14 protein-coding genes are annotated in these 14,642 nt (G+C 55.2%); 9 read left to right on the forward strand and 5 right to left on the reverse strand.

Translation table 11 applies throughout. From position 1 onward, the window contains the following. Positions 1-524 (reverse strand): porin (locus ACWB12_RS14555; RefSeq protein WP_479530815.1); only part of this gene is annotated, 524 nt, incomplete at its 3' end. 265 nt (positions 525-789) lie between these two features. Here ACWB12_RS14555 and ACWB12_RS14560 point away from each other — a divergent pair. The 6 genes from ACWB12_RS14560 (at position 790) to ACWB12_RS14585 (ending at position 6,115) form a co-directional block, all read left to right on the forward strand. Next, the gene (locus ACWB12_RS14560; protein WP_479530816.1) at positions 790-1,308 is read left to right on the forward strand and encodes a DUF3576 domain-containing protein; all 519 of its coding nucleotides are present in this window, start codon (positions 790-792) and stop codon (positions 1,306-1,308) included. 77 nt (positions 1,309-1,385) lie between these two features. Beyond that, positions 1,386-3,929 (forward strand): leucine--tRNA ligase, encoded by a 2,544-nt coding sequence (gene leuS, locus ACWB12_RS14565; RefSeq protein WP_479530817.1) that lies wholly within the window; start codon positions 1,386-1,388, stop codon positions 3,927-3,929. After that, positions 3,916-4,416 carry an LPS assembly lipoprotein LptE gene (gene lptE / locus ACWB12_RS14570; RefSeq protein ID WP_479530818.1) on the forward strand — a complete coding sequence of 167 codons (501 nt, stop codon included), beginning with the start codon at positions 3,916-3,918 and terminating at the stop codon, positions 4,414-4,416. Before leuS ends, lptE begins: the two co-directional genes overlap by 14 nt. Next, entirely contained in the window at positions 4,413-5,423 is a 1,011-nt protein-coding gene (gene holA, locus ACWB12_RS14575; RefSeq protein WP_479530819.1) for a DNA polymerase III subunit delta, read from the forward strand. The genes lptE and holA overlap by 4 nt, the downstream gene beginning before the upstream one ends. Before the next feature lie 85 nt (positions 5,424-5,508). Then, entirely contained in the window at positions 5,509-5,694 is a 186-nt protein-coding gene (locus tag ACWB12_RS14580; RefSeq protein WP_479530820.1) for a thioredoxin domain-containing protein, read from the forward strand. Positions 5,695-5,824: 130 nt separating this feature from the next. Then, positions 5,825-6,115, forward strand: coding sequence for a glutathione S-transferase family protein (locus tag ACWB12_RS14585; protein WP_479530821.1), 291 nt, complete (start codon positions 5,825-5,827; stop codon positions 6,113-6,115). Positions 6,116-6,226: 111 nt separating this feature from the next. Here ACWB12_RS14585 and ACWB12_RS14590 read toward each other — a convergent pair whose 3' ends face one another. Genes ACWB12_RS14590 through ACWB12_RS14605 form a run of 4 tightly spaced genes read right to left on the reverse strand, consistent with a single transcriptional unit; the run spans position 6,227 to position 10,085 of the window. Continuing rightward, positions 6,227-7,402 (reverse strand): TIGR03862 family flavoprotein, encoded by a 1,176-nt coding sequence (locus ACWB12_RS14590; RefSeq protein ID WP_479530822.1) that lies wholly within the window; start codon positions 7,400-7,402, stop codon positions 6,227-6,229. Then, positions 7,395-8,711 carry a mechanosensitive ion channel family protein gene (locus ACWB12_RS14595; RefSeq protein WP_479530823.1) on the reverse strand — a complete coding sequence of 439 codons (1,317 nt, stop codon included), beginning with the start codon at positions 8,709-8,711 and terminating at the stop codon, positions 7,395-7,397. The genes ACWB12_RS14590 and ACWB12_RS14595 overlap by 8 nt, the downstream gene beginning before the upstream one ends. A gap of 9 nt (positions 8,712-8,720) precedes the next feature. Further along, positions 8,721-9,332, reverse strand: a complete 612-nt coding sequence (locus tag ACWB12_RS14600; protein WP_479530824.1) for an enoyl-CoA hydratase/isomerase family protein — start codon at positions 9,330-9,332, stop codon at positions 8,721-8,723. Continuing rightward, positions 9,333-10,085, reverse strand: a complete 753-nt coding sequence (locus ACWB12_RS14605) for an SDR family oxidoreductase (protein WP_479530825.1) — start codon at positions 10,083-10,085, stop codon at positions 9,333-9,335. A 133-nt stretch (positions 10,086-10,218) separates the two neighbouring features. Here ACWB12_RS14605 and ACWB12_RS14610 point away from each other — a divergent pair, with 133 nt between their 5' ends. The 3 genes from ACWB12_RS14610 to ACWB12_RS14620 all read left to right on the forward strand — a co-directional run. Further along, positions 10,219-11,724 carry a DUF2125 domain-containing protein gene (locus ACWB12_RS14610; RefSeq protein WP_479530826.1) on the forward strand — a complete coding sequence of 502 codons (1,506 nt, stop codon included), beginning with the start codon at positions 10,219-10,221 and terminating at the stop codon, positions 11,722-11,724. Positions 11,725-11,849: 125 nt separating this feature from the next. Continuing rightward, the gene (locus ACWB12_RS14615; RefSeq protein ID WP_479530827.1) at positions 11,850-13,676 is read left to right on the forward strand and encodes a hypothetical protein; all 1,827 of its coding nucleotides are present in this window, start codon (positions 11,850-11,852) and stop codon (positions 13,674-13,676) included. A 33-nt stretch (positions 13,677-13,709) separates the two neighbouring features. Further along, positions 13,710-14,642: hypothetical protein (locus ACWB12_RS14620; RefSeq protein ID WP_479530828.1), on the forward strand; the 933-nt coding region annotated here is incomplete at its 3' end.

A 14,642-nucleotide genomic window follows, 5' to 3' on the forward strand; every position in this document is an offset into this window, starting at 1 on the left:
ATCTCAGCAGACAAAGCTACGCCGAAATCACCGAAAGTGTTGTTATAACGCAGAACTTGACCAGAAGCTTGATTTACAAGACGATTACCACCGTCAAAACCGCTGTTGGAGTTAAAACCAGCGTGCGCTGTGTGATCATCGGTCAGAGCCGAGCCAATACCAACTTCTTGCATCGACCAGTCAAACGCACCATCGGTGTCACCCAATGTGACTGTACCAAAACCACCAGAGACGAAGACAGATGCATCATTGCCTTGGGCTGGAATGCCGTTGTTGATGTCGGCAAAAGCTGCGGCACCACGGTTGTTGGTAACTTCGTCCAGATCGATTGTGGCACCAAATGTCAGGCCATTGTCGGTTTCACCGGACAGGCTGAATTTAATGTCGATGTCGTTGTGGAAGACTGTTTCCATACCGGAACCGCCAGCAATACCCATTTCGGCATAACCGGACAGAGAAACTTCTGCAGAAGCGACGCCAGCAAAGGCAACCATTGCAGTTGTTGTAAGAAGAACTTTTTTCATTTCGTTTTCCCTCGTTGTGTTAAAAGGTGCACCTCAATTCAGGGAAATCCGAATTGAGTATGCTAGATGTCTCGCGCTTAACGGCTTCATTTGCAAGATTCGCCAAACCTTTGAAAACAATGCGCCCGCGCATGATGCAGCTTTGCCACAGTTTGGTGAGCGACAATCGGCCTATATATATAGTGTGTTGTTACAGCCCAAAAAGCCTTGCCCGCCCCATAAGCCTTGGTTACTAGAGAGAGACAACAGATTTGGGGCAGCAGAAATGACATTTGGGCAAAAAATCACCGGAATCATAGCGATTTCAGCTATTTTCGCTCTATCCGCATGTGGCGGCGGCAGTCAGCTGGGCAGCGGCTCTATAGGATCAGGGGGCGGCTCATCTGGGTCAGGCGGCAGTGCCAATGCCAAAGCTGCGCCAAAGGTAGAAGAACCGAAACGCTCGACCGTCTGGGACCTTCTGGGCAACAAAGACGACCCGAACACCACTGTAAAAGTGAATAAATACATCTGGAATGCATCGCTTGAGGTGCTGAATTTCTTGCCTATCGAGGCCGCAGACCCTTTCACGGGGATCATTGTCACCGGATACGGCACCCCGCCCGGCGGTGGCCGTGCCTATAAGGCGACGATTTACGTGCAAGATCCGGCACTTGACGCCCGTTCGCTGAATATTGCGCTGCGCACCCGTGGCGGTGTGGCCAGCGCCGATACGGTTCGCGCCATTGAAGACGCGATCCTGACCCGCGCCCGCCAACTGCGGATACGGGACGGCAAATTCTAAACACCGGCACGGCAACACTATAATAATACCACGCCGGGCTGATCGTCCGGCGTTTTCACATCAAGGATGCGATAGATATGTCCCGCTACACCGCGAATGAAATCGAAGCAAAATGGCAGGCCGCGTGGGATAAACACGAGGTTTTCAAAGCCAAGCGCGATGAAACCAGACCAAAATACTATGTGCTGGAGATGTTTCCCTACCCGTCCGGCCGTATCCACATGGGACATGTGCGTAACTACACCATGGGCGACGTGATCGCGCGCTATAAAATGGCGACGGGCCACAACATCCTGCACCCAATGGGCTGGGACGCCTTCGGCATGCCGGCTGAAAACGCGGCGATGGCCATCGGTGGCCATCCAAAAGACTGGACATACGCCAATATCAAAGACATGCGGGCACAAATGAAGCCACTGGGCCTGTCCATCGACTGGTCCCGCGAATTTGCCACTTGTGACCCTGAATATTACGGCCAGCAGCAGGCGATGTTCATTGATATGCTGGCTAAGGAATTGATTTACCGCAAGAAAGCCACGGTGAACTGGGATCCGGTCGATATGACCGTTCTGGCCAATGAACAGGTGATTGACGGCAAGGGTTGGCGCTCGAATGCTGTGGTCGAGCGGCGCGAGCTGACCCAATGGTTCTTCAAAATCTCGGATTTTAGCGAGGAATTGCTGACCGCCCTTGATGGTTTGGAAAACTGGCCCGAAAAAGTCCGTATTATGCAGGCCAACTGGATCGGCAAATCGCGCGGCATTGATATCCACTTTGAGCGCCGCGACGGTGGCGACGACATCATCTGCTATTCAACCCGCCCCGACACCATGCGCGGCGCCAGCTTTATTGCGATTTCACCGGATCACCCTGTCGCCAAGGAACTTGAGGCGGACAATCCTGAACTGGTGGCGTTTAATAACGAGTGCCGCCGCATGGACACCACCGAGGCGGCGATGGAAAAGGCGGAAAAGAAGGGCTTTGACACCGGTCTGACGGTCAAACATCCCGTCTATCCAGACCGCGATCTGCCGGTTTGGGTCGGTAACTTTGTGCTGATGGATTACGGCACCGGCGCAGTGTTTGGCTGTCCGGCCCACGACCAACGCGATCTGGATTTCGCCCGCAAGTATGACCTGCCCGTGGCCAACGCGTTTTATCAGCTTGGCGATGATACCGATGTGGGTAATGAGGCCTTGGTGCCGCCAAAAACCGAACTCGTCTCCTATATCGAGCATTTCGCGGGCCTTGCGGATGTCAGCAGCGCCGAAGGTGTCGAGGCGACGATTGACTGGTTCGAGGCAAAGGGACTGGGCAAAGGCAAAGTGCAATACCGCCTGCGTGACTGGGGCCTGTCACGCCAACGCTACTGGGGCTGCCCAATCCCTGTGGTGCATTGTGACGACTGCGGCGTGGTGCCCGAGAAAAAGGAAAACCTGCCGGTCGAGCTGCCCTATGATGTCACATTCGACATCCCCGGAAACCCGCTGGACCGCCACCCGACATGGCGCGATGTGCCTTGCCCGTCTTGTGGCAAACCAGCCCAGCGTGAAACCGACACCATGGATACCTTCGTCGATTCCTCATGGTATTACGCCCGTTTCACCTCACCACATGCCAAAACCCCTACCGATCTGGACGACGCCGCCTACTGGATGAATGTCGATCAATACATCGGCGGGGTTGAACACGCGATCCTGCACCTGCTCTACTCCCGCTTCTTCGCCCGCGCCATGAACATCACCGGCCACCTGCCCCAAGGCACCAACGAGCCGTTCAATGCCCTGTTCACCCAAGGCATGGTAACGCACGAGATTTACCAAACCGAGGACGACAAAGGCCGCCCTGTCTATCACCTGCCCGAAGACGTTGATTTAGAAACCAAAACCGTCAAGGCCACCAATGAGCCGCTAAAAATCATCCCCTCGGCGAAAATGTCGAAATCCAAGAAAAACGTGGTCGATCCGGTGTCGATTATTGACGCCTACGGCGCCGACACCGCCCGCTGGTTCGTGCTGTCCGATTCCCCGCCTGAACGCGATGTGGAATGGACCGCATCCGGTGCCGAAGCCTCGCATAAATTCCTGACCCGCGTCTGGGGCCTGTGCGACCGCATCAGCAAAATCAGTGAGGGCTCGGCCAAAGATGACGACGATCTGCTGCGCGCCATGCACCACACCATCCATGATGTGACAGCTGGCATCGAGGGCTTTGCCTTCAACACCTCGATCGCCAAAATCTATGCCTTCGCCAACACCCTGTCAAAATCAGACGCGAGCCAGCCTGCGCAAAAACAGGCCATCAAAGTGCTGGCCCAGTTGATGTCCCCCTTCACCCCGCATCTATCCGAGGCCATCTGGGCACACCAAGGCGGTGAAGGGTTGATCACACAGGCCGCTTGGCCAGTGGCCGACCCCGCGATGCTGGTCAATGACACCGTAACCTTGCCGATCCAGATCAACGGCAAACGTCGGTCACAAATCGCCGTTCCCGCAGACATGCCAAAGGAAGAGGTTGAAAAAATCGCGCTGGCGGACAAAGCTGTGATCAAGGCGCTCGACGGTGGGTCGCCCAAAAAGGTAATCGTTGTGCCGGGCCGGATTGTGAATGTCGTCATTTAATAACAAAATCACACGCAGAACCCTGATCCTGTCGCTCGCAGCACTGGGGGCTTGCGGCTTTCAGCCCGCTTATGGGCCAACCGGACCCGCCGCCAACTTGCGCGGCAGCATCGAAGTGGACGCACCTAACACCCAAAACGGTTTTAACCTCGTGCGCAGGCTCGAGGAACGGCTTGGCCAACCCCAAGCAGCGCAATACGCGCTGTCCTACACCCTGACCTTAACCGAAGATGATCTTGGCATCACACCCGCGCAGGAAATCACCCGTTATAACGTGCTGGGTGCGGTCAATTACGCGGTGCGCAACACTGGCACGGGGACCGTCATCCATTCCGGCACAGTCGACAATTTCACCAGCTACTCGGCCACCGGCAACACCGTCAGCACCCTGACCGCCCAACGCAGCGCCCACGCCCGTCTGATGATCATTCTGGCCGACCAGATCACCAACCGTTTGATCGCCACCTCGGGTGGCTGGGCCCAATGAAGCTGTCCCCGCGCGAAGCATCCGGATATTTCGCCAAACCCGACCCAAAACGCACTGGCATCTTGATTTACGGCGGTGACGCCATGCGCGTGGCCCTGAAACGCCAACAGATAATCAAGGCGCTGGTCGGCAAAACCGGCGAAGAAGAAATGCGCCTGACCCGCATTCCGGCCTCGGACCTGCGCTCGGATCCTGCCCTGTTGATGGACGCAATCACCTCGCAAGGGTTCTTCCCCGGCCCTCGCGTCGCCTTTGTCGAGGATGCGGCCGACGGGTTAGCCAAGGTCATCGCGGCGGCCCTAAACGACTGGCGCGAGGGCGATGCGCAAATTATCGTCACCGCAAAACAGCTCAATGCACGCTCCGCACTTCGCAAAGCATTCGAGGCGCATAACAACGCCTACGCGGCTGGCATCTACGATGACCCGCCTTCAAAATCCGAGATCGAAGCAGACCTTGCCAAGGGTGGTCTGGTGAACATCCCGCCCGACGCAATGGGCGCACTGGTTTCCTTGTCGCGCGACATCGGGCCAGGTGATTTCCGTCAGGTTATCGAGAAAATCAGCCTCTATAAACTGAATGACGCCACACCTTTATCAGTCGAAGACATCACCGCCTGCGCCCCCACCTCGACCGAGGCGGCGTTGGATGATGTGCTGAACATCGTCGCCGAGGGGCGCAAGGGCGAAGTCGGGCCAATCATCAGCAAACTGGCAAGCCAAGGCGTGCAACCTGTCGGGTTGTGCATCGGCGCCACCCGCCATTTTCGCATCCTTTATGCGGCGGCCAATAACCCCTCGGGCATCGGCGGCTTACGTCCGCCTGTGTTCGGCCCGCGCCGCGACCGGATGCAGCGCCAATTACAGCAATGGGGATCGCGCAAACTGGAAATCGCCCTGACCATGTTAACGGACACAGACCTGCAACTGCGTTCAACCAGCCGCGCCCCCGCCATGGCAGTAATGGAACGCACATTGGTTCGACTGGCAATGCTCGCCGCGCGATAGCCCCAAAATTCTTCCAAAGAATTTTACCAAGGATTTTTCAAAAATCCTTCCGGCCCTTTAACCGCCCGCACAAAGGATGCCTAAAATGATCCACCTCTACTACACCCCCAACTCTCCCTATGCCCGCATCGCGCGAGTGGCGATCATTGACGCGGGTCTTGCCGGTAAAACAGACTTTATTTCGGCTCAAACCCGTGACGCCAAAACCAGCCTCTTTCAGACCACCCCGCTTGCACGTGTGCCAACGCTGGTTCACGGCGACAGCCGTTAATCGCAGACACCCGCGATATCTGCCACTATATTGATAGCCTATTAGACACGCCCAGATGGCTGGCGCATGAAGCCCCATCGAAACAAACCCAGCGCAACATCGCCACCGGCCTACTTGACAGCATTGCCGTTTGGCTACGGGAGAATGCACGGCCCGCCGATGCCCCTCACAAGTCGTTCTGGATTATGAAACCCATAGAGTTACACAAATTCTGGCATGGATCGAGGCGCATTTCGACGAGGTTTTCACACCCTCTGACCGGTGGGATTTCACCACTCTGAGTTTGGCCGCCGCATTGGACATTGCACAACTGCGTGGCATGAAAGTGGTGCGGGTCGAAACCGCGCCCCGATTGCTGGAATGGCTACGAAATGCTGCCCTGCGCTCCTCAATGCGCCAAACTGCGCCTTTGCCGCTATAGGCTACCGAACGCTGCGTTAAGCACAGGATTTAGCAAAATTCCTCATATGCGATTCATATGGAATTCATATGATTTTCATATCCCAAATTTCGCCCTAAACCCCTTGTTTACCTATTGATTCGCAACCTCTGCCGCCGCCCGCCCCGCCCACCTTCCTGTGGCCAGACATCCGGTGATCAAATAGCCTCCCGTCGGGGCCTCCCAATCCAGCATTTCGCCCGCGCAAAAAACCGATGGCACAGCCTTCAATTCCAACCCGTCGGTCAGGCCAGCAAAAGCCACCCCGCCCGCCGTTGAAATCGCTTCGTCCATCGGGCGCGGACCGCTGTGTTCGACCGGCAGCGCCTTGATCACTTTGGCCAACTCAGCGGCATCATTTGGCAAGGGCCGCGCGAACTCTTGTAGCAAGGCCAGCTTGACCGCATCCAGCTTCAACGCCTTACGCATATGGTTCATCACGGTGGTTTTGCCGCGTGGTCTGGCCAGCTGCTCCCGCACCCTGTCCACGCTCCAGTCCGGCAACAGATCTAGCATCAATGCCGCCCCGTCGCGCATCGCTTTGGACACCGCATATATACCGCTTCCCTCGACCCCGCGTCGCGAGATCACAAATTCTCCGCGCACGGAATTGTCATTTGTTATCAGCGCAATACCTTTAACAGGCACGCCAAAATGCTTGGCCATATAAGGCGACCAGTCCACGCAAAACCCCATGTTCGCAGGCTGGAACGCAGCCAGTTCCACCCCCTTGGCAGCCAGCAAATCCGCCCACGCCCCGTCTGACCCCAACCGCGCCCAACTGGTCCCGCCCAGAGCCAATACACAGACCTTGGGCATGAGCGATTGAACGCCCTCGGGGGTTTCAAATTCAAACCCGTCCCCCCAGCCAATCCAGCGCCAGCGGGTGCGAAACTCGACACCCATTTCATTCAACCGGATCAGCCACGCCCGCAACAGCGGCGAGGTTTTCATTGTCTTTGGAAATACCTGCCCGCTGGACCCCGTGAACACCTCTTGGCCCAAGCCCCGTGCCCAGTTTTGAACCGCGTCTGCGTCAAACTCTTTCAGGATACCCTGCAAAGGAACAGATGCCGCGCCATACCGCGAGAGCAGCGCTTCAAACGGCTCGTCCTTGGTCAGGTTCAACCCCGATTTCCCCGCCATCAGAAACTTGCGTCCCACCGATGGTTTTGCATCAATAACAATGACTTGGCGTCCGGATCGCGCCAGTTCCTCGGCCGCCATCAGCCCCGCGGGACCAGCCCCAATCACCAACGCATCAGGCACTTGGCATCCCGCCTTTGATCTCGATCACACGGTGCGGGTAAGGAATCTGGATACCGTTTTCTTTCAGCGCATTCCAGACCAGAAACAGAACGTCGGATGTGTATTTATTATCCCCGTCATCAATCCCGTTGACCCAGAATTCCACCGCAAAATCTATGCCGCTGTCACCAAATCCGCGCAGCTCGCAATCCGGTGGATAAGGTTTGCTCAAAATGTCTTTGTGCTTGGCCACGGCCGCCTCGACAATGGCGGGAATTTTGTTGATGTCGGTGTCATAGGACACGCTAAACGGTGCCTCGTACCGGTTGGCTGATCCACTGTCGGAATAGTTCACAACCCGGGTTGTGATAAAGTCCTCGTTGGGCACCACAATCCAGCGCCCGTCATAGGATTCAAGGATCGTCGCGCGTGCCAGCATCTTGATAATAGTGCCGGATTCACCGCCATCCAGCTCGACATAATCGCCAACGGTGGCCTGACCTTCAAGCAGCAGAATAACACCCGAGATAAAGTTCGAGGCGATCTTTTGCAGACCAAACCCAAGCCCCACACCAATCGCGCCGCCTAGCACCGCAAGGGTCGACAGGTTGATCCCCATGATGTTCATCAACATCAAAAACGCGACGCCGAAAATCGCGATCTCGGCGGTTTTGACCGCCAGTTGCCGCGTGGCTGGTCGCATTTCATCCTGCTTGCCGATATAGGCGGCGCTCTGGTCATTCGACCAGCGGCCAAACCAGAACAGCAGGCTGCCTGCAATCACGCCGCGCACAAGTGCCATTGCGGAAAACGAGATGTTGCCAAGCGACACAGTTGTTGCCGTAAGATAAGCTGTGACATCATCCAGAACGCCCAGCGCATAAAGCGCCATCGCCGGGATCAGGATGTATTTTCCCAGTAATTTCAAGAAGCTGTCCTTGACGATATCGCGCACCAAGGCGCGAGCGGCCAAGAACAGGAACACCCGTTTACCAAAAGCAATGACCGCGCCCGAGCCAAAGATCGAGCGGGTGATCTGTTCACCCAATCCGGTGAACACATAGGCCAACAATGGTAGCAACAGCGGCAAGAAGATCAGCACAAACCGGCGTGTTTGGGCGATGTAGGATGTCTGTTCCTCTGCGGGCGTTATAGCCTTTGTCAGGATCGGCGATAGTTTGCGACTGACCAGCAAAGCCAATAGGAATGCCGCGATCAGCAGGCCGAATTGTGACCATGCGGCAGGACTAAGCAACCAACCTTGAGCCAATTCCCAGCCCTGATTAAAATAACCTATCGCCTTTTGGATAATCTCGGGTTGCCCGTCCATTGAACGCTCCTAACCACTACACATTTCTTTGATGCCGTTTAACACATCTGGTTTTGCCACCAGCACATCTGCGATCAATTCCGTGATCGTAACCGCCATCTTATCACCTTCAACCAACCGATCCACCAGCCCAAAATTCAGCGCCTCCTGTGCCGTGATCTTTTGACCCGCCATCAGCACCAGTTTTGTGCGGGCGGGGCCGATCAGGGCGCGCATACGCACAGGGTCGGAGGGTTGTGGCAAAAAGCCGAGCTTCATCACCGGATAGAAAAACTTGGCCGTGGGCACCGCGATGCGCAAATCGCAGGCCAAGGCCATGCCAAACGCCCCGCCCGCCAATGTGCCGTTCAAGACCGCGATGGTCAGGCAGGGGGCGGCGGCAACAGCGCCCGATAACCGTTCCCACACCGGATCAGTCGCCAGCCCCGCGCGGGCCTCATCCAGATCGGCGCCAGCGCTGAACACACGGCCCTCGCCCGTGATCACCAGCACCTTTGCATCAGCAGCAGCCTCGGCAATATCCGCCAATTGCTCCAGCATGTCCTTGGTCAGGGAATTGGCCTTGTCGGGACGGCGGATCGTCACCGTCCACAGCCCGCCGTCCTTGTTCAGGTCAATCATTCAGACCAGCCCCAGCCGCGCGCGGACATCTTCGTCTCGCAGGGCAATTTCCTGCCCCAGATATTCATCCGAATCTGCCGTGCACATCCACATCATGGCTTTGGCCACCCATTCAGGTGGGATGTGGTCTTCCCACTCCATCGCGCTGACCGGATTAATCCCAGACGCCTTGATCTCGCGCTGCATTTCGGTGGCAACGGTGCCAGGCGATAGGCCCATCGCGCGAATGCCCGCACCCGCGCCTTCCTTGTGGGCGCACATGGTCAGCATCGCCGCCCCTGCCTTGGAAGAACAATAATGGCTCCACCCTTCAAGCGCGTTATGGGCCGCGCCGGAACTGATAGTGATGATCGTGCCACCACCCGCCGCCTGCATGATCGGCATTGCCGCCCGCATACCGTAATAGACACCCTTCAGGTTGATATCGATCGCTTGGCCCCACGCATCGGGGTCCGAGGTGACAAGAGCCGAAATCGGTTCAATCACACCGGCATTGTTGATCACCACATCCAGTGTGCCGAATTTGGCAACGGCAGTATGCATCGCTGTTTCAACATCGCCATACCGGCTGACATCGCAGGTTATTGCCAATGCTGATGGCCCAATGTCCGCCGCCAGATCATTGATTGCGGTCCCGGACCGCGCCAAAAGCACCACATTGGCCCCCGCATCGGCAAATTCCCGCGCAGCAGCCGCCCCTATTCCGCGGCTCGCCCCCGTTATTAATACCATCTTTCCGGTTATTTCGTCCATTTATCTATCCCTCATGATGATATCAGGCTAAAACACTCTTCACATCATGAATAGTGCCATCTTGCACTTGAATACAGCACGTTTCGCGTACACTTATACGCCAAGTCATTATTTTAACTACGAAGGGTTCGTCATGACAAACTGGAAATCAATTGGTGGTTCCGCCGCAATTATCACTTTATTAGGGAGCACGGCAACATTTGCCGAAGTTACCGCTACAGAAGTCTGGCAAGATTGGCATGATTACATAGCCGGTTTTGGCTATGAAATCACATCCCAAGATGAAGCATCTGGCGACACTGTAACCGTCAATGACCTGATCATTGCAATGCCCCTCCCCGAGGACGGAGGCACTGTTAAAGTCAGCTTTGGCACATTGACCTTCAAAGGTCAGGGCGACGGAACTGTGGCTGTCATGATGCCGGAAACCATGCCGGTGGCAATCAGCGCCGATGACCAGTTTTCGGTTACGATGAACTACAACCTGTCCGATATGTCGATGGTCGTCAGTGGCTCGGCTGCGGAAATGACCTATACTTATTCTGCCGCACAAATGGGTATTTCTATCGCTGATCTGATGATTGAAGGCGACAAGGTGGATGACGCCAAGCTTGATGTGATCCTGACCAATTTATCCGGCAGCACCGTCAGCACCACAGGCAACATTCGCCACATGGTTCAGGCATTTGCCACCGACATGCTGACATATGACTTCGCAATCAAGGAACCTGACGGCGGGTCTTTCGCAATGGCTGTCAAAGGCTCTATCGCTGATTTCAAAGGCAACTCCGACAGCATGATCCCGAATGGTGTGGACTTTGAACAGTTCGCCGCCGCATTGACGGCTGGTTTTGCTGCCAAAGGCGGGTTGACTTGGGGTGCAGGCGGATACGAATTTTCCTCGACCGATAGCGGCACCGAGGTGACGGGGTCATCTACATCCGACTCGGGCAATCTAAATTTCGGCATGGACCGCGATAGCATTAACTACGGCGGGACAGCTGTGGGCACCAAAGCGTCGTTCACCAGCTCTGATTTTCCATTCCCTGTTGATATCACCATCGCCGAAAGCGTGTTCAACCTACTGATGCCTGTCAATAAATCCGACGCACCCGCAGATTTTGGCATGACCGTCAAACTGGGTGACTTTACTGTTAGTGACGGCATCTGGAACATGATCGATCCAGGCACCATCCTGTCGCGCGATCCGGCCACGATCAATCTGGAACTTGACGGCAAAGCCAATTGGCTGGTCGACATCATGGACCCAACAAGCGATGAGGCCATGAATACCGACATTCCGGGCCAACTGCACGCGCTGACTTTGAAAGCATTGCAAGTGAAAGTGGCCGGGGCCGATCTGACGGGTGCTGGAGCATTCACCTTTAACAACGACGATCTGGAAACCTTTGATGGCCTGCCTGCCCCGACAGGCGCGCTGGACCTGAAACTCACGGGCGGCAATGGCCTGATGGACAACTTGGTTAAAATGGGCCTTCTGCCCGAAGATCAAGCCATGGGAGCCCGCATGATGATGGGTCTGTTCGCGGTTGTTGGCGATGGCGACGATACGCTGACCTCGAAAATCGAAGTCAATGGCGACGGGTCAATCCTGGCCAACGGCCAACGCCTGAAGTAACCTAAACACAATTTTTCGAATGGGCCGCGAAGGACATCCCCTCGCGGCCCATTTTCGTTTCGGCTTGATATTGGCGGCGCATCGGTTGAAACTGGCTGGAATTCATCCGGAACGAAAGTAATTGTATGACCCGCCTGACACAGCTTTGCACCAGCACCGCCCTTGCCACTCTGATCGCCACCACCCCAGCCTTTGCTGAAATTACGGCAAAAGAAGTTTGGGATGGCTGGCATGACAGATTATCAGATGCCGGTTATGAATTGCAGTTTGAGGAGGAAATGTCAGGCGACATCCTGACCATCAACAAATTGATCCTTTCTAAGGAGTTTGACGAAGGCCGAGGACCTACCACTATGGCTTTAGGTCCGATTGGCTATCGCAATCGAGGTGATGGCTCCGTCGAAGTCATTATAGCAACGGACACACCCGTTACATTCAAGAGCGGTGAAATTACCTTTGCATTCAACCAACATCAAGTCGGCCTGTCCCATATCGTCAGCGGCTCGCCTGATGCTATCATGAACAGCATTCAAGCTGACGAAATCTCGCTCACCCTGACTGAAATGCTAGACAAGGGCGAGCCTGTCGAAAACGCAAAGATCGACCTGACCCTAAAGGCGGTGTCCGGCACCTCGCTTGTGAAATTAGGTGATTTTGATGAGATACTGTCTGATTTCACCATCGGAGAGTTCGCCTATGATATGGACGTGAAAGAACCCGGCGAGCCAGGCAAAGCCTATGTCTGGAACGGATCATTTACCGATCTGCACGGCAATACCGATTTCGTCATCCCCACAAACCTGAAAACTGACGCACCAACCGAACTGCTAGACGCCGGTATCATCTTTAATTTCGGCGGTGGCTACGGATCAATCAACAGCTATTTCTCTTTTGCTGACGACAACGAAGCGGCAGAGGCCACGCTTACCTCTAGCGACGGCAGCCTAGAATTTTCGTTTGGTTCTAAATCCGATGGCCTGATTGATGTGATCCAAAAACTGGCCCTAGGTGCCATATCCCTCGATTTCAGTGTTGCCGATAGCGAGGAAGATATGGATGTGACCCTTGCGGCCTCAATCGCCGACATCAAGCAAGCTGTCGTCGTCACCGTCCCTATCGGTATGGGCCCAGAACAAATGCCCGCCGCCCTTGAGGCAGGATTTGCCCTCAGTGCCGACCTTACCCACGGGGCAATCAGCAGTGCGTTGTCAGTTCCAGAAGATGATCAACCGGTTTCCGGCACAATGTCTGTTGCGTCTGGCGGGATGTCTCTTGCGCTGGACCGCGAAATTATACGCTATGGCGGCAGCGCTATTGACACGAAAATGGCGGCAAAAATCGGCGGTATCCCTATTCCCACTGTCGAATTTTCGATAGGTGAAACATCTTTTAATACGATAGCGCCGGTCAACAAATCGACCACACCCGCACCCTTCACCATCCAATATAAAATTGCCGACCTCTGGGTGGGCGAGGATTTGTGGCGCCTGATTGACCCAACCACGCTGCTATCACACGCCCCCGCAACGGTTAATCTGGATATGACCGGTATGGGCAACTGGCTGATTGACGTCATGGATGCTGAATCCGAAGAGGCCAAGAACACCGCGATCAAAGGCGAGCTGCACGCCCTGACCCTGAACGCACTGCAAGTAACGGGCGCAGGCATCAACCTGACAGGCGCTGGTGATTTCACCTTTAACAACGATGATCTGGAAACATTCGACGGTGTTCCTGCCCCGACCGGCACGATGAATCTGAAGCTAACCGGCGGCAATGCGTTGATCGACACCTTGATCGAGATGGGCCTGATGCCCGCAGACGAGGCAATGGGCGTTCGCATGGCGCTAAGCCTGTTCACCATTGCAGGCGATGGCGACGACACGCTGATTTCCGACCTTGAAGTTACCGGCGATGGCCAAGTTCTGGCCAACGGCAAACGCCTGAAGTAGGCTATATTCATACCCACAGTAAAAGGTTTTCCCATGACTCATCTTGCCCGCCTTGGCACCACGACCGCCCTTGTCACATGCATGGCCACGCCCACGCTGGCTGCAGTCAGCGCAAATGACGTTTGGGACAGCTTTACATCCCTATATCAGGCCTTCGGGATGGACGTAAACGCAACCAAGGCCCAATCGGGCAACCGGCTGAGTATTAGTGATCTGAAATTATCAGCGGACTTTCCGTTTGAACTGGGATCAATCACCATCACCACAACGGGTTTCGATCTGATCGAGAATAGCGATGGCACGGTTGATATCAAAGTCCCCGACAACATGCCGATGGCAATGGCGCTGACCCTGCCAAATGATATCTTTGCCACCGCAACAATGGATTACCGGATCAAAGACTACAGCGCACATGTTTCGGGTGACCCTGACGAATTTACCGTCATATCCGAAATAGGCAGCGCGGAAATAGAGGTAACCAGCCTGAACGTCACGGGGCTGGATGTGCAAGACACAGACTTTGACCTAAAGTTCAACTTCACAATGGATGATATTGCAAGCGAGGCCACGATTGCTTCGGGCACGTTGCTTCGGGTTTCCCAGAACATTTCTTATGGCGCGGTGGCTGCGAACGGCATTTTTACCGGCAAAGATGCAATTACCGGCAATGTTGAATCCACCTTTGCTATGACTATGGATAGTATGGAATACAGCAACACACTGGCGATCCCTGCCACTGGCATTGACCTGATGAACCTGCCTACGCAATTACGTGAGGGGTTATCTTTTCAGGTCACCTCCGAGGTATTTGGCCAAGCATCCCAACAACACATGACCATAAACGGCGAGATGGCGACGAACCAAACCACAACCGTCGCAAGCTCTGTCACTTCAATGGCGTTTTCCAAAGACGGGGCGACAATCGAAGCGCAATCCAGCAATTACGCCATTGATTATGTCATGGCC

The organism is Profundibacter sp. (assembly GCF_056498605.1).